The sequence below is a fragment of the Microbacterium oxydans genome (genome assembly GCF_026559675.1).
GTDB lineage: Bacteria > Actinomycetota > Actinomycetes > Actinomycetales > Microbacteriaceae > Microbacterium > Microbacterium oxydans_D.
Window position 1 is genome coordinate 3,168,037 of the sequence record NZ_CP092891.1, and the last position, 23,395, is coordinate 3,191,431.

Consider the following 23,395-nt stretch of genomic DNA (forward strand, 5'->3'; position numbering starts at 1 on the left):
GCGACGTTGTCGGATAGGCCCATAAGCCTGCAGCCAACATGATGGGTGGGGCGACCTTGGTCGCCCCACCCATCATCAAACGTAAATGCTGCTCGGGAGCGGTGACGGGGGCCTGAGTATGCACCTCGTGAATCTGCCCGTGACGTAGAGCTGCACCCCTGTGGCCAGTCTCGTTGCAGGTCACGACGTCCATCGGCCGCTGGGGTCGCGGGGCTGACATGGACGAGCGTCGCCAAGGTCTGGAGCTGTTCGCCGGGCCGAGCACCTTACATATCGAAGCGACTACGAGAGCGCTTCGGGGTCCACCTTCACGGCCTTACACATGTTGTCGAAGTGCTCTCTGTCAACCGCCCGCAGGAACTCCATACAACGGCGGACTTGGCCATGCACAACCCTCGCATCGAGCACTTCGACTGTTTCGTTACCCTCGCCATGGGAAAAGCGATTGCAGAAGTCGTACACGTCACGATATGGCTCATCGGGGTCAGCCAGCACTAGTGCTTCCAGCTGCTGGAGGAAGTTCGGCAGATGCGGTGCCTTATAGCTAGCGAATGACTCGAGTACCCGCCTGGCGGCATTGGGGAGCAAGAACAGGCGCTCATGATCCTCGCCGTCGTGGACCCCCTTCATCACCATCGAGAAGAGATACGCATACTCGGATGTGCTGTTCCGCAGGAGATCCGGCAACGGGCCGACCTTCGTCGCCCGCTTCCCTTCCTTCGTGGCTGCGAACATTTCCAGGAACGCGACCCTCGGGAATCTCGCCTCATTGGTATCGCCGTCGCGCAGAGCCTTGGCAGATGCGCTCCACCTGCTCCTATGCGATGTGATGAAGAGGCGTAGCAAATTGAAGTCATGAGTCAGAACGACGTACTGACCGAAGTTCTGAAGAGTGCTAAAAAGCCACTGATGGGTGGCAAACAATGCTTCGCGGTCAAGCGAACTGGAAGGGTCGTCAATCACAACGATGCGTTCCCGCGGGTCGATACCGTGTGTCTGCTGATCTTCAAGGTTCCGGAGAAAGTAGAGCAGCGACAACGTGGTGCGTTCTCCCTCGCTCAAATTGGTGCCCGCCTTTTCACCCCGTCGACAGGTGTAGGACTTGCCATCATCGGTCACGGCGATGCTGAGATGTGCCTTCCCATAGACACGTGCCAGATCGCGCGTGAGCTTGTCGGCCATATCCTTCGTCGTGAACTGCTCCTGCCGCACGCGATCCAGATTGCGGCTGGCTAGTTCGACCGACTTGGCAGCAGTATCGCTGGCGCTCTTCGCATCTGCTACTTGCTTCTCCAAATCGCGAAAGGCCTGGCCGTGGGATCCGACGATGTGGTCCAGAACAACCGACTTGCGCTGTTCGGTAAGCTCTCGGTGGCCTTTCGCTTGTTCGTTGTGGTCGTGTACGGCCTCTGACAGAACGGTTGCGGAGACTGCGTCGCCGAGAACAGACCAGTCGGGTTCGTCAGGGACCGCACTTGGATCAGCGACCTTGGCTGCGAGAGCGGCCTCAACAAGCTCGAGACTCCTAACGCGTGCGTCGACGTCGCCGCGCGCTCGCTCGACCGCTTGTTCATAGACAACCTGCAAGTCCCTCACAAGTTCCGACGGAGCCGGCAACGAGTCGAGCCAAGCCTCCAGGTCTTGCTTGCGTCCGGTCACAACTCGAAGCAACTGCTGTGCCGCGCTTCGGATCTCCAGCCAGCTCTTATCGAAGTGCTGAGCGAGTTGCTGTCGCCGCGCACTCGTTATCTCACCGTCGCAGAAAAGGCAGTTGTCCCGCTCTTCATGGAGCGCTAGGCCCCGCTCAACCCATGTCTGTGCGTGTGGCGCTGCTTCAAGAGCGCCGAGCGCAACCCGTGTCGGCGTACGATTCAATATGAACCCCAGCTCACTCAGCTCGCCCCTCAGCGCGAGGGGCGCAACCAGTACTGGACTAATGGCAACGGGCGGTTCCTCGCCAAGTTGCACGAGAGCGTCCGCGTGGGCGCCGTCGTCTGGGAAGTCAGTCCTCGGAGCTCGTAACATCTCTCCGACCCTGACCACCGAGTAGCGGTTTCGGCTGTAGTGGCTGTAGTCGAATCGCTGAAGCTCGCTGACAATGCGGTCTTGCGCGTCGCGCACAAGCTTGGCTGCGCGCTTCTCGAGCTTGGTTCGGAGATCTTCAGCTTCGACTGCGCTGTCGCGCAAGCCGGCGATCTCCTCTTCGAGACTCTTCTGCGTCTCCTTCGAGTCGATGGCTTCCTGCCCCAGGGTGACGATGGCCTCGGCATTCTCGCCAGCCAGGAACTCTGAGAGATTTGCTTGAACCCACGCCCGGGTGAAGACAGCCATCGCCGGCGAGGGACTACTGCCGCCAGCGGGGACTGCGACCTTCACCTGATCGCTCGTCTCCCATACAACTCCGGTGGCGGCCTTTCCTGCGCCCAGGCTCAAGAGCAGCTCGGCGAGCGTGGACTTGCCGCTGCCGTTATGGCCGTACACGACGGTCGCGTGACCCAGCGGGCGATCTTCGGGCCACATGCCCTTCTCGAACAATCGCCATTGTTCTTTCATCTCGAGTCTGCGGAGCATGCTCTCACCGTACTGGTCACAATCGCTCGTCCACGCGCAGTACAGCCCGAGTATTCAGATGCGCCGTGCGTGCGGCGACTTCTCACGCGGTCACTCTCACACGAGCTCCAAGTCAACGCCTCTGCTTGGCGCGCAGCCGCCGTTCGTCACTCTCGGAGCCCTGCATGACGCGGGGACATTGGGCGAGTAGCACGACCACGATATGCAGGCTGCGCGAATCAGTTAGCGTCAGACGAGTAGTGAAGCCCCCCTCCGAACGCTTCTGCCCGCGCGCTGTCGAGTGCTGATGCGACGTCGTCGAGGTCGTCGTCAAACAGATCGGCGTACGTGTCGAGGGTCATCGCTGCGCTCGCATGCCCGAGCATGCGCTGGACCGCTTTGACGTTGGCGCCGGCGCTGATCGCGAGCGACGCCGCGGTGTGCCGAAGATCGTGGGGTGTCACGCGCGGCATGACCGCACGAAGCGCCCCTCCGCGCTCGCTCGCCTCAGCAGCAGACGCGTCCTCCAGCCGAGCGCGCTTGCATGCCCCTGCGAACCACCCGGACTTCGAGTTGCCCGGCCGAAGGTAGCCACCGGTCTCCGCAGGGAAGATCAGTTCGTCCGGTCGCTTGAGCGTGACCGCTTGAGCCATCGCCGCATCCAGGAAGGCCGGATAGACAACAGTACGACGTTCGTGCGTCTTCGGCGTCCCGACGACCACATGTCCGTTGACGATGACTGCGTTCGACGAGATGTTCAATCGGCGTCGCGCCACATCGACATCTGTAACCGTGAGTCCCGTCGCTTCACCCCAACGGAGACCTGTGTAGGCGAGGAAGCGCACCACGTCGGGATAGAGCGACGCCGTTGCGAGCCGTTCGACCTGCTGATGCGTAAGGTATGCCCTCTGCTTCCGAACCTTCCGGGGTCTTCACCTCCCGCGCCGGATTGGACTGGAGCCGGCGGTCGCGAACCGCTCCATCAAGGATCGATGCGAGGACCCCATGGCACCGCTTCACGGTCGTGGCTGAACGGTCAACGCTCAGCTCGGCGATCCAAGCAGCAACCTCGGTGTGCCGAATCGTTCCGACACGGCGGGTTCCCCACGCTGGCTCGACGTGCACGCGCCACGCACTCTCGTCACTGTGGAACGTGGACGGCTTCACCGCGACGGCATGCGCGGTCAGCCAGGCAGCACCGAGTTCACCGACCGTGACTCGAGACTCCCCCGGGGCGATATACGCGCCTTGCAGCTTTGCGGACTCCACCGAGGTGATGTACGCCTCAGCGTCCCGCTTACGCGTGAATCCGCCTTTGCGAGCGGTCTTTCCGTCTGGCTTGCGATATCGCGCTTCCCAGCGTTTACCGTTCTTTGTGTCGTACGAGTATGCGCTGCCCATCAGGCGGCTTCCTCCGACGTACTTGCATACTCTTGCGCGAGCAACCATTCGTCGACAGCCTCGGGACGATAGCGGGGGCTGCGACCGATTCGGATGAACTTCGGTCCGCGGCCAGTGATACGCCATTCGCTCAGGCTGCGCTCGGTCGTGCCGAGTCGTTCGGCTAGTGTTGCCGGCGTGATCAACGAGTCCAGCAGGCTCGTGCTCACAGGGGTGGAAAAAGACATGGATCTCCCTTAGAAGTCAAACTTCCAAGAGGACCTCGTAGCCGAACCCGTTAGCGGTTGCTTGGCGTATCCACCGGTCGGACCTGCTTTGGCCCTGCCCTTTTACTGTCATTCAGGCTTGCTCACGACTGTACACAGCACCGCAGACACTTCGACGTGTACACCGATGCCAACCGTCGATGCGTTGCCACTCGCGTCGCCCCTCCGCTAGCGCGGCACGCGGTGTGTACCTGGTACGTACCTGCGGAATCAGAGCTTCCAGTTACACCACCAGTTACATCAAGATCGGCGTCATTCTGCACCTCAAAGCTCCTCTCCCCCGGTGTGTACCTGGTGTACCTGGTCTAACTAGAAAAGGAGAAAGACATTGTCGTTGTCCACATCTCCATCTCGCCTGAGCCAGTAGGCCTCCTATATAGAGGTTTGCGTTCGAGGGCAGGTACACCAGGTACATTTGTGAAAATCGCAGATCAGACGCAAATAGTGCAAAACCTGCATCACCTCGTCCCGACGGCCCGAAAACCCCCCACGAACTGGGATTTCTGCCCCTCGGCCATGTACCTGGCGTTGCAGGAACATGTGCAGGTACACGCGCTCACCAGCGGTCAACCTGTCTGCCGAGGACCCGCATATCGAATCCCGCGGTTCTTGCAAAGTCACCTGCCACCAGAACCTGCAGCGATCGGCACGGAAGTCACGACGAACCACTCCCCGCAGCGAGATGACGTTGGACGCAGCTTGCGGGGCTTCTGTCTGTGAGCCTTCGACAAGTCAGAAGAAGACCGGGTCGAGAGATCTACAGCGTTAGCGGGCCGAGCGAAGCGACAGCCAAGCGCCCTGGGAGGTGTCGGCTACGCCGACCACCGGTCAAGTTTCCGCCGAGCGAAGCGAGGTGAGAAACGCAGCCCGGCGCCACCTCCCCTTATGCTCTTCCCTTCTTTTGGCCCCGAGGCCGAGCTTCAGCGAGGAATCGGGATCTGATCTGCTGCTTGATCGGGACTTTCACCTTGACTCAACCTCGTTGTTGACGCGCTGACTCAGGACGAAGAACGGAGCCAGCGTGTCAACAGGCGTCTCTCTTGCCCCGGAAAGTCGCGGATTCGTTGTTCACAAGCTTGCGAACGAAGTGGCACCTTGTGAACAACGAATCCGCGACGGGCTTTAGCGGAAGCAGCAGATCACTTTGAGCACAATCGTGTCCCCATCATCCATGTCCCCAAGGCCGAATCCGAAGGGCCCGCAGGGGGTCGTGGGGACATGGCGACCCTTTTGCCTTGCGAAGTCGGGGGTGGCGTGTCCCCATGGTTTAAAACGAGGTGGCACCACGGGGACAAGCCTTGAGCGAAGCGACGAAGCGCCTGTTTCCGGTCTTCGCATCATGCTTGTTCCTCCCCCGACGCGACCGCCTGGAGGCGGTTGCCTGAGGCCATCTGTTCACGCTCGACTGCTGCGACGATGACACTCATCCGACAGCTGGAAGAGACACCGCCGCTCTCGATCTCGCCGCGATGATCCAAAACGCTTCCAGACAGGCCGAGAGAGATAGCGCCCGGAGCGCGAGCGTGAGCGCGAAAGAGCCGGCACGTTCCTCCATCGATCGCACCGAGCGCAAAGTTGTCCCGCGGCTCGCAGGCGGCAAGCACCGCTTGAGATCGATTTCGGCGCTAGAGAGTATTGATTTGGTCGCCAAGCGGCCACGAAACGGTCACCACTGGGCGACTGGTGACCACATAGTGGCCATCAGATGGCCTCGAGGCGGACACACTCGAATACGAATGATCGTCTGGCCTTTTGCTGGCCTCTTGCTGGCCTCTTCGGGGCCCCGTGGTGGCCACACGGAGCTGTATAGATAGCAGGATATCCACATAGTGGGAGCGCTTCGTGACCCGCGTGTCCGTTTGGACTACTCGCTCTCTCCGGACAGTCGGTCGTATGAAGACCGTGCAGAACGGGCTAGGTTCGTGGTCCGGAGGAATGTCCGCGGTGTCAGTTACTGTCCTGATCGATGAGCACCAACGACACCTCCTCCCAGCCAGATCCAGCATCGCAGAAGTCCTCGCGTCGGCGTCGGGACGGCGGCAGGCGCTCAGGGGCTCCGCGTGCGGCGCACGCCCTCCCGCTGTGGCGACTGGCGGGCGATGGTCTCGTGCCGGTACTCCCCCAACCTTTCGCTCTCGAGACCAATCTCGAGGACTTGATCGAGTCCACACCTGAGTTAGTAGGCGAGAGGGTCCTGATCATCGGTCGACAGGTCAAAACACCATTCGGCCGTGTCCTGGATCTCCTCGGGCTCAGAGAAGACGGCTCCACTAAAACGATGGAGCTGAAGCGGGATCGCGCGAAGGATCTAGAGGTTGGTCAAGTCATCTCCTACGGTGCGTGGGTAGATGGCCTCGATCGAGCATCGCTGGAAGCCGTCTTCGAGGAGTACATCCTCGAGCGCAACCAACGGTTGAGACGAGAAGCGACGGTCGCCCCTTCTCTCGCGCAGGCATACGCTGAGTATTTCGGTAAGCCGATGCCAGCGGTCCTCAATCAAACTCAGACGATGTCTCTCGTCGCCCGACAGATCGATGCAGCCACTTTGCAGGCGGTCAAGTTCCTGCGCGAGAAGGATCTACCGATCAGCCTCTATGTGGTCGGTGCTTCTCGGCATCGCGGTGAAACCTTTGTGACAGCCAGCGAATGGATCGACCTTGGCCCCAAACAGAAACAGATCAGCGTGCGCGCGCAGCTCGAGGAACTTCACCTAGCAACGGTCGCTGCGGTTGAGCACAGCACCAGCCAGTTGCTCAGCCATATCCACAAGCAGCGGCCGGAGCGCTCCCGTTACGACGGACCATTCTTCACGAAGGGCTCGCACGGCGACATCCTGTGTTTCGCGCAGCTTTTCATGCCTCGCTTCACCACTTCGTTTGTCCCCTACCCGCTCCTGGACGCGCTTTACGACTGGTGGATCAACGAGCAAGCATCTGTCGGCGTAGAACGGTTGAAGCCCACGCACGGGTTTGCACACCAACTGAGGAACGCCGTCAGTATGGTTGGAGGCTGGCGCAAGGACAGAAAATACTGGGACGAGGATCCATCCCTCGAACATGAACGACTTCGCCTGCTCGTTGGTGGCTGGCCGTTGCCAGCCCCAGGTCAGCTGCTCAGTGGTTACGCTCGCATGTGAGATCGACTCCGCCGCGCGCGTCGCTCCGAGCACTCATCGGATTAGCGCGGTCACCAACCCGAGATTCGGGCGTCGGGACAGGGGGAAGACGGATGGACCAGCAACCTCTGACCGAGGCCGAAGTCATGCGCGCCTTAGCTCTGATTCAAAAGGGGCAGCAGCTCGGAGGGCATCAGCCGAGTGCCCAAGATCTCGACCGCGCTCGGCGCATCCTCACTGGAGAGCTATCCCCGGAAGACGCACGAGTCGAGGTTCAAGCGGCACTTCAGGCGCTCGTCGACGGCGAACGGGGGCATCCGCCTACCCGGTGAACGTGTCTTCCACCAGCGCCTGAGCAGCGCCAACAACCTCGTCGAATCGGCCCTCGCGGATGGCGGTGATGGCGGTGTCCTCTCCTCGAAGGAAGGGATTCGCGCCGATGAACCACAGCCGCGCTACGTGCTCCCCTTCAGCGTCACTGACTGAGCGCCAGACCGCATCCGCACACTCCAAACGTCTGATCGCTTCTGTGTCAGGGCGAGGACCGCTATCTTCACTCCACCTCGTCGCAGCTTGCGTGTCTTTCGCCCCAGCCAACGTCGATACGAGCGTCGGACCCAATACGGCGGTCAGACGACGAACGAGTGGTACGTGGCTAGACACGATCATGCTGAGATCTTATTCGTGCCGGTCCGACTCTCGTGATTGGGAGTTCAATCGAGCCAGCACCTCAGCAATGGAGGATCCTGTTTCCTTGACTCCGAAGTACACCAGAGTTCACAACGTACATAAGAGTTCACAGCCCGGAGGATGACCATGGAACTCGAGATCACCGTCACCCCGTGCGAGACTCTCGTATGGGCGCCAGCGGAGCGAGCCGCGCAGAACCTGCGTCGGGAGCTCACTGAGTTCGGGTACCTCGTCCGCGACGCAGACCCGTTCGAGCTGACCAGCGCCGGCCTCATCCCTAAAGGTGCGCACCTCGAGTTCGACCCCGCGCGCATCTTCGATGTAGGGATCGGCGCGGAGGCGAATGCGAGTCTTCACGCGCTGACGGACTCCGGACACTCGCTCGTCTGGCACCGATGGCAGACGCGGCTCTCACGGAAGGTCTGGGGCGTGCCTGTGGCGATACCGCGCAAGGGCCGACCGCGCGCCGTCGGCATCGAGAGAGCCACACATTTCGGCACGGCGGTGCGCAGTCACTTCGGGCTCGGACTCCGCATCTCTCGCGAGACCTACGCGACGATCAACAAGCGCTCGTCGCTGCCGCGATGGCGCCGTGAGGACAACCCCGAGCTGTGGGATTCCCTCGACTGGTCGTACGAAGACGCCGAACACCGCTTCCACTCCGACGAATGGTGCGAAGAGCATCGCGAGAGAGCACTGCAGAACTTCGACTTGAACATGGCGCACTTCGCCTCCCTCGATCGCGAGGAGTTCGAGCGCGCTCTGCAGTCGGCTGTCGCCAGCCGGCGCGGCATGGTCGAAGTCACGGACCTGACGAAGTGGGACGGCGTGCCCGGGCTCTACATCATGGTGCTCGACGAGTACTGCCAGGTGTATGTCGGCGTCGCGAACTCGTCGACGGGGATCGCGAAGCGCATCCGCCAGCACTGGACCAACCAGAAGCAGTTCGACCGACTCATCTGGGGCAACGTCACCTCATCGATTCTCTCGATCGACAGCCTCCGGGCCCTCGACACCACCCGCATCTTCGCTCTCAAGACCAAGCGCACGTTCGACGACGAGAACCCGCTCCTCGAGCAGTTCCCGAGGAAGTTCACGCTGAACCGTGTCATGGGCGGCAACGACGTCGTCCACCTCGCCGGCTTCCTCGGCGTCGCGGCCGTCATGAGGACTCGCGAGTTCATAACCGATGGCTCGTCGACGGCCGAGCTGGATCCTGCGTGACGGTCGCGGTCCACTCTCTGCCTGACGACGCCGCCGCCCGGTACAGCGAGACTCTCGCCGGCGTCGCCGCGGCACTGCCGTCGCTCGAGCTGGCCGAGCAGCGCCTCGCCCCCATTGGCGGCGAGGTGTGGATGGGTAGTCTCACGCTTCACGGCTCGACCACCGCCAGCAACGATGTGCGCACATCGCGCCACGTCTCCGACCGCACGAGAGCACAGGTGTTCCTCCGAGACGGGTTCCTCTGCACCTACTGCGGCGGCCGGACGATCCCGCGCTGCATCCTCGTCGCGATCAGCGATGTCTTCCCCGAAGCATTCCCGTACTATGCCCACTACCGCCGAGGGACGGTGCACCCCGCCTACTGGGCGCTCGCTCCCGAGGCTGATCACAAGCTCGCCCACGCCAGCGGCGGCTCAAGCGACGTCGACAACCTCACAACCCTGCACGCGATGTGCAACACCCGGAAGTCGAGCCTCGCTGCGGAGACGCTTCCCAAGGTGAACCTCGTCTCGCCTGCCGCCGAGACCCATTGGGACGGCCTCCTCTCGCGATACGCCGACATCGTCATCGCGGGCAACCACCGCGGTCGCCGGCATTCAGCCTCCGGCTACCACGACCAGTGGCTGCGGCGCTCCGACCGCCAAGCGGACGTCGCGAGAGTGCACGAAACGCTGACCTCGGACTGACACCCTCGCGACGATCAGGCCAGCAGAGCCGCCACCTCGTGGAACGCCTCGCGTCGACGCTTCACGCGGGCTGCGCGCTCCTCTACGTCGCGCACGAACAGCGCCTGAGGTGACGGATGGAACGTGCGCACGACGGTGAGTCCACGCTCCCGCTCGATGGTCGGCGCGATGCGCAAGAGTCGTCGCCACGCATGATCTGCGTCACCGCCCTGGAGCAGAACGACCTTCATCTTCGGTGCGAGCTCCAGCAGGTGCAGGATCGTCTCGACCCCGGCATCCAGCTCTGACGCCTTCGGCGCTCGGTTGATGTACCAGGGGTAAGCGTTCCACGGGAGCAGCTCGAAGGGTGAGATCCCGGCCTCCTCGAGCAACACCGCCTGCAGCTCAGCGCTGCCGTCGTTGTTCTCGACGCAGATGAAGCCACTGCCGACCTCTTCTTGCGTCGCCGGTCCCGGGTCGCGAAGGATGCTCAGCACCCGGGCCTCGATACCGCCATGGAGCGGTGCGACGTATGGCGCCCAGCCTCGACCCGCCTCGCGCAACTCGTCGACGTATTCGTTCACGGGCGCGATGTGCGGCGCATAGCGATCAGCCCACTGCTGCTCGCGGAACGCCTCGATGGCCATCTGCTTCGGCATGGCTTGACCGTAGCAGTGCGCTGCTCACCGGGCGGAGGCAGCGTCAATCTCGACGCCAGCTCGGTCTCGCCAGAGCTGCAGGTGATGCTCGATGGTCGCTTGATCTCCCCGAAGCGCGGCTTCGCTGACGGGCGTGAAAAGAGCCAGCACGTCCGATTCGTCGAGGGTGCTGAGCCAGCCCGCGAAGGCTGGTCGCTTGTCGTCGCCGTAGAAATCGGCGAGCATCTCCAGGAGATCGCGTCTGACGCCTTCGCCAGCCATACGTCGGGTGAGGCGCGTGTGGGCTGCGTCCTGACTGGCGGCGTTCCACGCATCCGAGAACGACGCGTACGCTCGCGAAAGGTCGAGGTTTGGTGGGATCTTCGGTAGATCTGTTCGTCCTCTCACCAGGATTGGAACGGCCTGCTCTCGGACCCATTCCTCTAACTGCCCCAGTTCGTGCATGAGGGTGTGCACTGTGCCGGTGTGAGGTCTCCGGACAACCACCTCCGGCCACATCGAAACGCCCATCTTCGTACCCCGGGGAACGGAAGCAAGAACGCTGCCAACTTCAGCAATCTGTTGCTCGCCGGCGCGCAATTCGGTGTGTGATCCATCCTCGAGGTCGACCCGACCGACTCGGGTCAGCGTGACGCTCGGTTCTCGGTGCTTCGCAAAGTTCGTGTGCTCTGCGAGACGTCTCAGGGGGTGCAAGTCCACGTCTCGGCGGTGGAAAGGCTGGAGCCGGTGAAGGCGTTCGTACAGCTCGCTCCCGCGGGCAAAGACGCCCAACGATCTGCGTCGCTTGTCGGAGGCCCAGTCATCGAACGCTTCCACCGAGAGCTTCGCCGGTACCTCAATCAGGGCCGCCTCTTTGCGATCCAGGTCGCGCCCCAGCTGCGACTCGACCTCCGCGAACAGACAGTGTTCCATGAGGTTGCGGGTCTGATTGAGAGCGTCGGCGAACAGCCGAGGCACTGCCTGTGGCAGCGGTGCGATCGCAGCGAGCACGACCTCCTCGGTGGTCAGCGTCAACCGCTGAGTCAGTTTCAGGGGGTCGGCAGCCAAGTACGGATGCAAGACCTGACCGAGCCGCAGAATCTGCACATCGATGTGTGCAGCGGTGTACAGCGCATGTTCTTGATGCTGCGGCAGCCAGCTCTCACTCATTCGCGTCATCCGGTCGCGGGCCACCTGAACGCTGAGCCTGTCCCATGTCGTGAGCCTAATCCCGGCGTCAGACCCTCTGATCTACTTTGCAGACGCGCGCACCCTCGCGATCCCGCTCGAGCACCGCTCAAGCAGCAGATATCAACTCAGCCCCATCTCACTTCAACGCCTGGCCCACTACCCCCGATAAGACCAGTTATCCCGACTATCGGCACCGTGGACCCGACCGTTCGTTCCTTGGACGGCGACCGCAGCGGCTGCAGGCGAGCAGCCCAGCTGAAGCGTCCAGGCGGCGGTGGGGCTACTCGCCCACACCGCCGCCTCGAACTCGGCTCACACGACTCCGGGTCAGCGGATGACTCTGCGGGCGAACTCTCGCATCTGCTCAAGACACTCCTTGGCGACCGCATTGGTCCGATGACGGTTCACGTACCCGTGCTCGAGCGAATCCACCGACTGATCCCGATAGAAGTACTCGTAGGGAAGGCCGTCGCGATCGAGAACGTCGCGCAGTGCCTCGGCTGACTGTCGGAAGAAGGGCTCGACGTTGCTGGCGTTGATGAACACCGGAGGGTAGGACCCTGCGATGTTGCCGGGAACGTCGGTCTGCTCGGCCTGCTCGCTGCCTTCGAGGTCGGTGTCCCCCAGCCAGGTCTCGGACAGCGTCCTCATGTTCTCGTCAGCTAGGTCGCCGAGCCCAAGCGCCGCTTCGTCGACGATGAGGCCGCGCACCTGTCCAGCTCGCACTGACGGCTCGATGCCGAGCCGTTCCGCGTAGCGTTCGTCGGAAACGACGAGTCCGTAGATCTCTGTGAGGTTCGCCCCCGCGCTGCCGCCCATGATCACGATCCGGGCGGTGTCCACCGCGAACTCGTCACGGTGGCTCTGCAGGAAGGAGATCACATGATCGACCTGCTTGACCTGCGTCGGATAGCGGTGGTCCGGAGCGAACGCGTACTCGGGACAGACGACGCAGAAGCCGTCGTCGAGGAACGGCTTGATGAGGGACTTCACCCCGACCTGCGTCTCGTCAGCCAGGGGGTCACCGGCGACCTTGTCTCCGAAAAGGAACCCGCCACCGTGAAAGTAGATCAGCACTGGACGTGGTTGCTCGAGATTCGTGTCCGGGTACCAGACGTCCAGGAAGCTGTTCGGATACTCCGTTCCGTAGGGGACATCGTTGATGTAGAGCACGCCGTCGTCGCCGACTTGGGAAGCGCGTTCTCTCGCCGGGGTGAAGGAGTTCGCGGGACGATTGCGCCCCAGCTTCACCATCACGGCTTCCTGCACGGCACGTGCGCGCAGGTCGGATGCATCTGGTCTGGCCATGTTCTTCTGCTCTCTCGTTCTCTCAGCGCGAGACCATGCGGTGCGATCTGGCCATGTCCCCGAGCCAGGCGAGGCTGGGGCGCGGCGCACGCACGAATGTCTCCCGGTCGACGGCGATGAGCCCGAAGGTCGGGCCCCACTCCCCCCACTCGTAGTTGTCCAGCGCGCTCCAATACAGGTACCCGCGAACATCGATGCCATCGGCGATCCCGGAGCGGACCTCATCCAAGGCTCCGGACATGTAGTCGATGCGCTGCGTGTCGTCCGCAGTGGCGACACCGTTCTCCGTCACGAGCAGAGGCGTACCGCCCGTGACGTGCCAGGCGTTGCGAAGCGCACGCCCGACGGCATCCGGTCGGAAGGGCCAGCCGGTCATGGTCTGCCGCTCAGCCGGAGAGTACGGAAGCAGTCCGTTCGGGCCGATGACTCGGGTCGTTTACGACTGGACGCCCACGAAATCATCTTCACGCGACACCTCGAGGTAACGGTCCTCCCAGGCCCACTTGACCTCCGCCATGACCTTCTCGCTGCCAGGCTGAGCTTCGAAGCCCTGCCCGGATACCGTCCATCCCAGCTTCGCGTCCGTGCGAGCGCGGAGCACCTCGATGGCCCGTCGGTGAGCTTCCGTGAGCGTCGCAGTCACAGTGCTGGACGGCATGCTGAGCGCGAGACCCGCGATCGGGCGATCATCCATGGCGGCTACGCTGCTCTCCGCAGCCGCGAGTTTCGCCGGCATCTCGGCGAGCAACGCGATCATATTCGGCTCGTTGATCGTGCAGATCCAAGGAACATCACCCAGGATCTCCGCTGCCTTCCCGGCAAACCTGGCGAACAGGTCCACGGCGTCCGGCGCGTTCCAGCCACCCCTCTGAGAGAACCACAGCGGAGTGGTGAAGTGATGCAGCGTGACGACGGGCGTGAGCCCGAGTTCGAACGCTGTGGAGATCATGTCGCGATAGTGCGCCAGTTCCTGGGCGTCGAACTCTCCGGGTCGCGGCTCGATCCGCGCCCACTCGAGGCTGAATCTGTACGAGTCGAGGCCCGCGCCGGCGAGCAGCTCCATGTCCTCGCGATAGCGGTGGTAGGAGTCCACTGCCTGACCGCTACGCTCCTTGAAAGGCGAGTTCGGCGAGGTCTCGAGGCGCCACCAGTTGGAGTTGGTGTTGTTGCCCTCGGTCTGGTGCGCCGACGTCGCGGCGCCCCACAGGAAACTTACGGGAGACCTCCCAGCGTCTCGACCGAATTGGCGATATCAGTCAATGATGCCCCGTGAACGCCGGCGCGAAGCCGTCGCCGGATGCCGCGTCAACGTGACTCCCCGCTCAGTCCCCTCGAGCTGCCTATCGGGTAAGACGCGAGGCAGCGCACTAAGCCACTAATCATGTCTTCAACTGAGCATCTGATATATTTACCTCTCATCTCAAGATTGGAACCACCGTGCGAATGCTCACCAAGGGCCTTGCAGCCGCAAGCCTCACCGCCGCCGTCCTCGCCGCCGGAATCGTGCCCGCCCAGGCCGCGACGACACAACTCCCCACAGAGAACGCCCCCACCGCCGCGCAGAATGCCTTTTCGACGATCTCGGTCGACACGGTCCATGCCGGGGACCGCTACATCACCGGAAAGGTCACCGGCGACGCGAGGACCGTACGCGTCCTCGGTGTCATCCCCGGCCGAGGCCTCGACGGTACCGTTGAGGCCGACGGATCGTTCCGCGTCGACCTCTCCCCGTTCGCCAGTCGCATCTATCCGATGCAGCGGCTGAACACGATTGCCCTCGACGCCTCGGGCCGCATGATCGGCTCATCGGTCTTCATCGTCGAGTTCGGAGAGCCCGACGCCCCGGCACCCGAACGTGATCTGCTCGTCGGGACGGTCACGTCCGACTCGACGCGCATCTCCGGTTCGGCAACGCCCGGCACGTCGGTCGTCATCGACGGTATCCCCGGCGCCCGCCCCGGCGCCGTCGTCACCAAAGACGGCAACTACACCATCGACGTCGGGCGCTACACGCTGACCGCCGGTCAGGAGCTGACGGCCGTGAACGTCAACGCCAGCACGCTCGAGCCACTCGGCAAGCAGGTCACCTTCACGGTGGGCGCCGGCTCCGAAACGCCCGCCCCCGAGCCGTCCGGCGACATCGAGGCGAACCCCTTCCGCATGGGGCAGTATGTGGTGACGGGCACCGCGCCGGCCGGATCGACCTCGGTGGCCGTCGAGATCCTCGGAACCACTCAGTTCGGCACGATCGACGAGACCGGCAAGTTCTCGGTGCCTGTCGGCAGCCTGATCTACATGCTGCGCCCCGGGGTCACCATCTCCGTGTGGGCGAGCGACGCGGACGGCAACTCTGTCGAGACCGAGATCACCGTCTCGCGCTGACGATCCCGTGGGATGCCCCGAGGTCGTGCGCCTCGGGGCATCCCGCGTATCCGGAACCGATCGACACCTCAGTTGACGAACGCCGAGGCCGGACAGGTCCTCGCACGCTCGCGCGCTCAGGCACGTGCGCTTTGCCTTCGAGCAGACGTGGCCCCCGCCGCATTCTTCAGCCAGTTCTTCTGGAGCGTCGGTGGGTGCTTGCACGCGTCAGACTCGCCGGGAGCGGATGTGGCCCGTTCCCGCATCTTCGCGTCCAGAGCTTCACTGCCACCGACTCGTCCGGGCCACCCGCGACGAACTACCACTTCACGAGATACTCATGCGGTGCCGGTAGCGGGCGGGCCTTGCCGCCTCTGCGGCGATGGCTATCCCCCGCGATCCCGGCCAGTCGAATCAGCTGCGCGACGCCCTTCTTCCCGCATCGGATCCGCAACCCGAGCCGCAGCTCCACGTGCACGCGGCGCGCCCCGTAGCTGACTCGGGAGTCCCTGCGAGTGCGGACGATCGCGACCGTCAGTTCCTCGTCGACTCGTGCTCACTCCGATGGGAGGGCGGCTCTTCCACGCGCAGTGCCGCTATGCCGCTGCGGCTCGACGATCCCGGGTCGGAGCCTGAGGATCAGCGCGCGTGGAAGCGGACAGGGTTCCGACGAGGAGTCAACCGCGGCTGGAGCTCGAAGGGTTGACCGGACAGGGCAATAGATATTGGTCGACCTGTCGATGCGCGCTTCGGCTTGGCGGGCGGGAGCGCGCCACCCGTCCACACCTAAGCATCTAACATATTCCTATGAAGTTCCGAATTATTGCAATCGCTATAGCCAGCGCTGCTCTAGCGACGACCTTGCCAGCCGCCGCGGCTGAGGCTCTGCCCTCCGCAGGTAGGGGTTCCGCAACGAGCACCAGCGTTCCTACCGAAGCAACGGCAACCAGTCTGTCAGCTGCCGCCGCGCAGCAGGTTGAGTTCATCTTGTCGAAGCAGTTACCTAGCGGGGCGATCCAGAAGACCGATGGACATATTGAGCCGTACGCCGCGAACACCGCCGCCCTTGGCCTGCTCGCTTCGGGGACCACTGTCGGGCGGACTGCAACTCACAAGTGGATGGAATGGACGCTCACTCATCTCAACGTCGGGTCAGACGTCGATGGACTCTCATACACGATCAGCGATTGGTCCGTTGCGGATGGCCAGGAACAACCGCATCAAGGCAATGCTGACCATCCGGTTCCATATGACTCGGTCGACAGCTACGCGGCGACGACTCTCATGGTGGCGGAGGCCGCTTATCGGACAGGAGACCCGGAGCTTCAGGCGTTCGTAGAGGAGAACATCCTCACGTACGAAGCGATCGCGAACCTGCTGACCTATGCCCCACCGAATGGAGTGCGCATGCCCGACGGGCTCACCCGTGCGCTCGGGCGTTTCAGTTCGGAGTACACAATGGACAACTCGGAAGTTTTCGCGGGACTGAAGGCCTTCGGTGCACTGGAGTATGAGCTTGGCCGTGCGACCGAGGAGTACAACTACTACGACATCTGGGCGGGAACAACCCGCAACGCGATGCGAGAGCATCTTTTCACGGGCGATGGTTGGGATCTCGCCAAGGGCAGCGCCGGGAATGGCGAGTTCTACCAGTCCGGCATGCCGAACTACTTTCCCATTGTCTTCGGAGTTACCTCCGCGACGTCACCGGAATCGGTCACCGCGTGGGATGCGCTTCGTACGCGGTGGCCTCACTGGGCGACCCGCGAGATCGGCACATGCGCGCCAGCGACATCTCTTGCTGCATCTGGAATCACCATGGGGAACGACGACGACGCACAGACACTTCTGGAACAGACTGTCGCGGCCTTCGCGACTGACTCCTGGTCCTATCCCGCGACGTGCCCACAGGGCACGGACAAGATCGGCTCCTACTGGCACAGCGGTGAGGCCGGATGGTTCCTGATAGCGGCGAAGGGACTTGGCGTCACCCCCGCACCCGAGATTGACTGGAACGACGCCATCAACCCTGCCGGCAGCGCCAAAGTTGAGCAACGCGGCACCATTGGGGGCGGCGTATGGCTCCACGAGGGGTGGTACTACCTGCCGACCGCCGGCCACGTCGTCTACACCCTCGGGAACCCGGAGATAGAGTTCGGGACCGGCCGCGGAATGCTGGGACGCACTTCCCACAGCACCCGGGCAAACGGCGAATCAGGAATGAGAGACATCGGACTCGTCGCGACCGGAACACGACCGATCGAGCCGCGCGTCCGGATCTCCAACACTGCGAAGGCAGATATATCTCGCATCGCAACTCCCGCTGATCTCACCGCAGGGACCGAAGTCTGCCACTCCGGCACCTCAACGGACACCCTGGCCGCGGGTGGCTACCGATGCGGCACGCTGACCAAAGACTGCAAACGATCATCCGAACTCTGCGACATGATGAACGCCGAAGGCGTCGTGAGCAGCGGCGATTCCGGCGGTCTCGTCTGGATCCGCCAACCCGATGACAGCATCACTCTCGTCGGGTGGGTCTCCGCGCGAACCGCAACCGCTGGCTACTTCGTCCCAGCCTGGGCGCTACAAGACCACACATGGACTGCTTCGCAGACATGGGTACCTGGAAACGCGGAGGCTCCCCCCTTCCCGACGGGCCGACAGGACACCGGCTGTTTCGTGACAACCGCGGGATGCGTCCGAGTCGAATGACGCCGGCGGCAATGAAGCATCGCACGGCATGCCCATCACTCCTCTTGTTTGGGATGTTGCTCTGCCCGCCGTAGACCACAGGCGCCGGCTGAGGGTGCCCGGCGTCGCCAATGTGGGGCTTTCGTTGGAGAGCTGACACACATGGCCACCACCCACTCCTGCGGCCAGTTCCCGAGGGAGTGGGTGGGGCATGCCACGAGCCAGACTCGCCGGATTCCTGCTCGTCGTAGCCATGCTCCCTTCAGCATTCGGCCGTGCCCGCCACCCGTTCCCGCATCTTGAACCCCCGAGGGTCGAGCCCTTTATTGGAGGCGGGAGACGGTTTCGATAGCGAGCTCTGCGGCGACGGGGTCGTTGTCGGTCACGGCCGCCTGCAGCCGTGGGTAGCCGTCTTCGAGGGCGGGCCATCTGGTGGTCGTCTCATCGCGGGTGGCGGTGAGCAGGTACGCGAGCGTGTCGATGATTTCCCGGGTGGCTCGCACGAGGCACGGGTTCGGGCACGCGTCGAGGAACAGGTGGATCAGTTCCCACCCTGCCTGCGCATGGGCATTCGTCTGCCTGCTTTCCCACCGACTCATGGACACATGCGGAACCGCGAGAGGCGCCCTTGCCCGACATGGTGGCTGACTACCGGTGGACACCAGGGTCCGAAGCACTCGAGACCCTGATCGCCGGACAACAAGACCAACTCCGTCTTGCCCACCGATTGTGGAAGCTCTGGAAAGCGTAGAAACCCCGAGGACACCTGCCAAGGCCCCGTACAGCCGCCAAGTGCAACCCCGCTATGACGCCATGGAAGCCGTTCAGAACGGTGCGCGTGCCCTCGGCCCTGCATTCTGCGTGCTCGACGCCGGGTTCGGGCCCGAGTTGCGAGGGCAGTCCATGCACACCGCCCCAATATGCTAACCGTCTAATATACGCTGTTGGCATGTCTATTCTCTTGAAGGTAGTTGCGTTGGCCGCCGCGCTGGTGGTGGCATCACCACTGAGTAGTGCAGGGTCAGTGATGCCGAGTGACGGCTTATCTACCCCCGCCAACGCAGCAGCGCCGTCGGGGTTGGGGCAACTCGAGGGACCCTTGGCCTTCCTCCAGCGCCAAAACCATCCGGGATTTCCGTCGTCGTATAGCTCGTACGATGCAGCGTTGAACAAGACGACGCACCCCGATGCGGCGTCCGCGATCGGCAGTCCCACAGCGGCATCTGTTCAGCTACCCCCTTTGGACACATACGGCCCCGTCATCATCAACAGTCAGTGCCTTCAGATGGGTGCACCGCAGATCCCGTCCTACCGGTACGAAGCGACTTTGGCGCCATGCTCAGGGTCCGCCTCTCAAATGATGATGGTGGACTCCGACGAGTACACCATCAGCCCCTACCTGTACCCGCAGCTGATATGGGCACCCGGATGGGCCTTCCACATACCAGACCGGACGAATTCGACGTTCTCGCTGCTACCACAGGGACTCGTCGCGACGGGCGTTTCCCCCACCTCATTGAATATCCTCACCCCGGGTGAGGGTGACGGACTGAGCACGAACGAACCAACCATCACCGGGAAGGGAGAGCCTGGCGTCACCGTCACTGTCTCCCTCCTCTCCCCGATCGGTGAGCCGTCCGGCGCGACACTGTGCACCACCACGGTCGACCCCACCGGTGCATGGGAGTGCACGACGGCACCTCTGCTCGACGGTGTCGTTCACATCGGCGCCATGCACACGGACGCAAACAACATCCCCAGCGCAGACCGACACACCTTCCATATCGACGCCGTCAACACCCCCGTGCGAATCACAACCCCCACCGACGGAGAAACCATCGCCCTCAACGCGGAGGGGTACTTCAGCTTCGGCGGCGACGGTGACACCCAGGCAACCGTCATCCTGCGCGACGCGACCGGCGCCCAACTCTGCACAGACGAAACCGACTACTCCGGAAAGTGGCTTTGCGCAGCAAAACTACCCGACGGGCCCTCCACCATCACAGCCGAACAAACGACCTCCTCCGGCCAAACCTCGATCCACACCATCACCATCATCGGAGTCCGCGACGACCCAGACTCCCCCCTCATCAACTTCCCCGCGATCGTCAGCGCACTCACCCACCTCCTCACACCGGCGCCGTAGCGCAACGAGTGTTCGCCGCCAGAAACCGTGCTTGATCCAGCGCCTACGCCTGGGGAGCCCTCTTCCGCATCCTCAAACGCCAAACCGTCTGGGACGACACCCCACGGTTCACCGGTCCACACCCGAAGCAAACCTCGCCATCGGGTAACACCCACGGGCCACCCCACCCGTGAGAAAAGCGAGGCCGCCGGCCCTACCCGGCGGCCTCGCCACACACCCACTCCCGGCCACGCCTCAACTGTCCTCTTCGGAGAACTCAGCTCAACAGGACAGTGTCCCAACCAGCGCCGAAAGTGATGCACTCGTGAACGCATTCCTCCACACTCCTGCCCGAATCTCTCTGGCAGCAGTCGTCGCCGCAGGACTACTCACCGGATGCTCCCCGAGCGCCGACGCGCGGGGAGCCGACGCAACCCAAACCGCGACGATCGCCTCGGCGCCCGCGTCAATCGACCTGTCCGCAGAGTTGGAACAGCTGGAGAGCGAATCTGACGCCCGCATCGGTGTCAGCGCGTTCGACACCGGCACTGGCCAGACCGTCTCGTACGGGGCGGATGACAGATTCGGATTCGCTTCCAGCTTCAAGGCATTCGTCGCTGGAGGGTTCCTCCTTGCAGTCCCTGTAGCTGAACGGGACACAGTCGTCACCTGGACGCAAGAAGACATCGACGCCGCCGGTTACTCTCCGATCACTAGCGAGCACATCAGCGACGGGCTCACCCTGTCCCAGCTCGCAGAAGCCGCTGTGCGGGCCAGCGACAACACCGCCACCAACATCATCCTCAGAAGGATCGGTGGGCCCGCAGGTCTTCAGGAAATCCTCCGACAGGCCGGCGACAACACCTCACAGATCGTCAACTACGAACCCGATCTCAACATCATCGAACCGGGCAGCACCGATGACACCACCACACCCGCCGCGTTCGCTGCAGGCATTGGAGCCTTCCTGACCGGAACTGTGCTCGCAGCGTCCGACAAAGCGATGCTGATGGAATGGATGAGCGGCAACCCCTCCGGCGACCCCCTCATCCGCGCAGGAGCACCCGAAGGATGGACCGTCGCAGACAAGTCCGGCGGAGCCTATGGCATCCGCAATGACATCGCCATCATCACCCCGCCGGACCGCGAACCCATCATCCTCACCATCCTCACCCTGAAGAACGCCCCGGACGCAGAATACGAGAACGCCACCGTCGCAGACACCGCGAAAGTGGTTCTTGACGCCCTGAAATAGGGGATTTCGATCCTGGCCACGCAGGACAAGAACACTCGCAAGTTGTCCCCGGAGGACACTCCAGCCCCGGCATCGAATTCAAGGGCGCATACGTCGCAAACACCAGCAACCGGAAAGTCTCCTTTCCTGTCAACTTTGCAGATGTCTCCAGCCTGACTCGATGCCTCACCCTGGCAGGCAACCCCAGCAGCTAACGTCTCAAGTAGCGCCACAACCAACCAGGACGGTGGGGACCCCAAAGCGTGGCCCCCACCGTCCTGAACCACCCCATGGCGGCTTCTCTTGCCTACTCCGCGATCAGCTAAGTGACATCGCGTCCGCGCCACCCTGTAGACGATGCCTGACCTCTTTGCCCCGCGGCTTCACATCACACCAATCGAGTTAATGAGCATTAGCCAATAATGGTTATTGTGTCAACTTATGTTGCCGATCCCTCTCGCTTCACTACATCCACGGGCGACGCCAGGGATGACCGGCGGGGTCAGCGAGTCAGCGACGATGCCCTTCTCGGCCCACAACGCGACCCGACCAGCATCCAACATATTCTTTATGATTAGATGGTCTCTTGATATGCTGGTTGCATGTATAGGAAGATGCTCGCATGGGGTGCGGTCCTGGTGACCGTCACGCTCTCGACGGTTCTGGCGTCCGCGCAGGAATCGTCCGCAACAACGCTTGAGCACAACTCGTCAGCCGTAGACACCGATGACGCGTTCCTTGAAACCAGAATGACCATGGGTTACATGGTTCGCGTCACCGGCGGCAGCGTTTTTACGATGGACTACGCCATCCGGGAATTCGAGGGAGACCTCAGCGCCGAGTGGTACAACTCGCCACCTCTTGCCGGCGAGGACGAGCCCTGGTTCGGCATCATGGCTCGCATCCCCAGCGCCAGCGCGCCAGGACCCGTAACCTTCGGCGACCGGTGTTTCATCGGGGACGATACGGACAACTCTGTCCACTTGGGCTCTTGCGAGAGCCCGGCTGTGGTCACGTTCGAAACCGTCTGGGTGCCCTTCCCCCAGGTAGGTGGGTATTCCTACAGTTTGCAACTCATCGGGACGTTCCCAGGAGGTACTCGAGGTGCGCTCTCCCCCCAGGGAGACGGTCGGCTGGTACTCGACGAAACCATGCCCGAGGAATTCCTGTCCGGGAAGGAGATGACGATCGGTGATGGCGCCGGCGAGCAGCTCACGATGACGTCACATGAGGGCGGTGAAGTCTTCACCGACGGAGAATCCATCTCTGGCACCGCCCTGCCAGGCGCGCGAATAAGTATCACCAGCGGCCCCGCAACAGTGGGTTCTTGCGCTGCCGACAAGACCATGCGGTGGGAGTGCACCGTCACCGTTCACCACGACGGCCCCGTCACACTGACTATCAACTCCGGGAACTACAGCGCGCCCCTCCAACTCGACCTGATCGTCGTAGATTCTGCTCCACCCACCCCCCTCATCGACCTTGGCGGGCTCCTCGCCCTGATCACCCGAAGCTGACGCGACTGGAAGCCATACGCCCAAGGCCCACCCCATTCCGACGGCAACTGGAACCGCGACGCCACTGCGGCGTTGCAGCGCAGTTCCAACGCAAGTCACCATCGAAGTGTCTAACGACAACGCTCACTGGGTCCATTTCGGCTCCACCACTCCCGCGTCTACCACGCAAGGAGCGACCCAAATTATCGCGCCAGGACTCGCCAACGAACGATATATCCGCATCGCTACCTCAACCTCGCCTGACACTAGGACCTTCCTTGACGAGGTCACCATCACCAACTAGTCCCCTCAGGGGCGATAACTGACGCACTAACTCCGGTGGAGCACGGCTTTGCAAACCCGAGTGACCGCCGCCACTGATCCGCCCTAGGTCTCGTTCCGACATTTCATCTGGGAGTTGGAACGATGTCGAGAAT

At 62.7% G+C, this 23,395-nt stretch carries 20 protein-coding genes; 9 read left to right on the forward strand and 11 right to left on the reverse strand.

The genetic code is table 11. The features are described 5' to 3' along the window. Positions 1-282: 282 nt before the first annotated feature. The 4 genes from MME74_RS15360 to MME74_RS15370 form a co-directional block, all read right to left on the reverse strand. The gene (locus MME74_RS15360; RefSeq protein WP_267415931.1) at positions 283-2,571 is read right to left on the reverse strand and encodes an AAA family ATPase; all 2,289 of its coding nucleotides are present in this window, start codon (positions 2,569-2,571) and stop codon (positions 283-285) included. A gap of 218 nt (positions 2,572-2,789) precedes the next feature. Further along, positions 2,790-3,398, reverse strand: a complete 609-nt coding sequence (locus MME74_RS15365; protein ID WP_267415932.1) for a site-specific integrase — start codon at positions 3,396-3,398, stop codon at positions 2,790-2,792. Beyond that, positions 3,358-3,999 carry a phage integrase central domain-containing protein gene (locus MME74_RS18380; RefSeq protein ID WP_416383322.1) on the reverse strand — a complete coding sequence of 214 codons (642 nt, stop codon included), beginning with the start codon at positions 3,997-3,999 and terminating at the stop codon, positions 3,358-3,360. The genes MME74_RS15365 and MME74_RS18380 overlap by 41 nt, the downstream gene beginning before the upstream one ends. Then, positions 3,951-4,178, reverse strand: a complete 228-nt coding sequence (locus MME74_RS15370; protein ID WP_267415933.1) for a helix-turn-helix transcriptional regulator — start codon at positions 4,176-4,178, stop codon at positions 3,951-3,953. Before MME74_RS15370 ends, MME74_RS18380 begins: the two co-directional genes overlap by 49 nt. A 2,005-nt stretch (positions 4,179-6,183) precedes the next feature. Between MME74_RS15370 and MME74_RS15375 the strand changes: the two genes are divergently transcribed. From MME74_RS15375 to MME74_RS15390, 4 genes are all read left to right on the forward strand, one after another. Further along, positions 6,184-7,353 (forward strand): endonuclease NucS, encoded by a 1,170-nt coding sequence (locus MME74_RS15375; RefSeq protein WP_267415934.1) that lies wholly within the window; start codon positions 6,184-6,186, stop codon positions 7,351-7,353. Between the two features lie 180 nt (positions 7,354-7,533). After that, positions 7,534-7,818 carry a hypothetical protein gene (locus MME74_RS15380; protein WP_267415935.1) on the forward strand — a complete coding sequence of 95 codons (285 nt, stop codon included), beginning with the start codon at positions 7,534-7,536 and terminating at the stop codon, positions 7,816-7,818. Between the two features lie 330 nt (positions 7,819-8,148). Next, entirely contained in the window at positions 8,149-9,246 is a 1,098-nt protein-coding gene (locus MME74_RS15385; protein WP_267415936.1) for a hypothetical protein, read from the forward strand. Then, positions 9,243-9,932, forward strand: coding sequence for an HNH endonuclease (locus MME74_RS15390; protein WP_267415937.1), 690 nt, complete (start codon positions 9,243-9,245; stop codon positions 9,930-9,932). Before MME74_RS15385 ends, MME74_RS15390 begins: the two co-directional genes overlap by 4 nt. Before the next feature lie 14 nt (positions 9,933-9,946). On the opposite strand, the gene MME74_RS15395 is transcribed toward MME74_RS15390, so the two are convergent. From MME74_RS15395 to MME74_RS15410, 5 genes are all read right to left on the reverse strand, one after another. Then, entirely contained in the window at positions 9,947-10,558 is a 612-nt protein-coding gene (locus tag MME74_RS15395) for a uracil-DNA glycosylase (RefSeq protein ID WP_267415938.1), read from the reverse strand. A gap of 36 nt (positions 10,559-10,594) precedes the next feature. Next, complete coding sequence (locus MME74_RS15400; RefSeq protein WP_267415939.1) at positions 10,595-11,719, reverse strand: hypothetical protein; 1,125 nt, start codon at positions 11,717-11,719, stop codon at positions 10,595-10,597. Between the two features lie 348 nt (positions 11,720-12,067). Beyond that, the gene (locus MME74_RS15405) at positions 12,068-12,994 is read right to left on the reverse strand and encodes an alpha/beta hydrolase (protein ID WP_267415940.1); all 927 of its coding nucleotides are present in this window, start codon (positions 12,992-12,994) and stop codon (positions 12,068-12,070) included. A 76-nt stretch (positions 12,995-13,070) separates the two neighbouring features. After that, entirely contained in the window at positions 13,071-13,472 is a 402-nt protein-coding gene (locus MME74_RS18355; protein ID WP_324170139.1) for a family 1 glycosylhydrolase, read from the reverse strand. Between the two features lie 12 nt (positions 13,473-13,484). Beyond that, positions 13,485-14,255, reverse strand: coding sequence for a family 1 glycosylhydrolase (locus MME74_RS15410; protein ID WP_324170140.1), 771 nt, complete (start codon positions 14,253-14,255; stop codon positions 13,485-13,487). A gap of 236 nt (positions 14,256-14,491) precedes the next feature. Between MME74_RS15410 and MME74_RS15415 the strand changes: the two genes are divergently transcribed. Further along, positions 14,492-15,430 (forward strand): Ig-like domain-containing protein, encoded by a 939-nt coding sequence (locus tag MME74_RS15415; RefSeq protein ID WP_267418594.1) that lies wholly within the window; start codon positions 14,492-14,494, stop codon positions 15,428-15,430. A 298-nt stretch (positions 15,431-15,728) separates the two neighbouring features. Here the strand turns inward: MME74_RS15415 and MME74_RS18385 are convergent, their stop codons facing one another. Beyond that, the gene (locus MME74_RS18385) at positions 15,729-15,947 is read right to left on the reverse strand and encodes an IS3 family transposase (protein ID WP_416383350.1); all 219 of its coding nucleotides are present in this window, start codon (positions 15,945-15,947) and stop codon (positions 15,729-15,731) included. 269 nt (positions 15,948-16,216) lie between these two features. On the opposite strand from MME74_RS18385, the gene MME74_RS15420 reads away from it, so the two are divergent. Continuing rightward, positions 16,217-18,124: a hypothetical protein gene (locus tag MME74_RS15420; protein WP_267415941.1), complete on the forward strand. Its 1,908-nt coding sequence runs from the start codon at positions 16,217-16,219 to the stop codon at positions 18,122-18,124. A gap of 302 nt (positions 18,125-18,426) precedes the next feature. On the opposite strand, the gene MME74_RS15425 is transcribed toward MME74_RS15420, so the two are convergent. Then, the gene (locus tag MME74_RS15425; protein WP_267415942.1) at positions 18,427-18,702 is read right to left on the reverse strand and encodes a hypothetical protein; all 276 of its coding nucleotides are present in this window, start codon (positions 18,700-18,702) and stop codon (positions 18,427-18,429) included. A gap of 350 nt (positions 18,703-19,052) precedes the next feature. Here MME74_RS15425 and MME74_RS15430 point away from each other — a divergent pair, with 350 nt between their 5' ends. From MME74_RS15430 to MME74_RS15440, 3 genes are all read left to right on the forward strand, one after another. Next, entirely contained in the window at positions 19,053-20,249 is a 1,197-nt protein-coding gene (locus MME74_RS15430) for a hypothetical protein (RefSeq protein ID WP_267415943.1), read from the forward strand. Positions 20,250-20,553: 304 nt separating this feature from the next. Next, positions 20,554-21,483, forward strand: coding sequence for a class A beta-lactamase (gene bla / locus MME74_RS15435; RefSeq protein WP_267415944.1), 930 nt, complete (start codon positions 20,554-20,556; stop codon positions 21,481-21,483). Positions 21,484-22,064: 581 nt separating this feature from the next. Next, positions 22,065-22,979 (forward strand): hypothetical protein, encoded by a 915-nt coding sequence (locus tag MME74_RS15440; protein ID WP_267415945.1) that lies wholly within the window; start codon positions 22,065-22,067, stop codon positions 22,977-22,979. Positions 22,980-23,395: the final 416 nt, after the last annotated feature.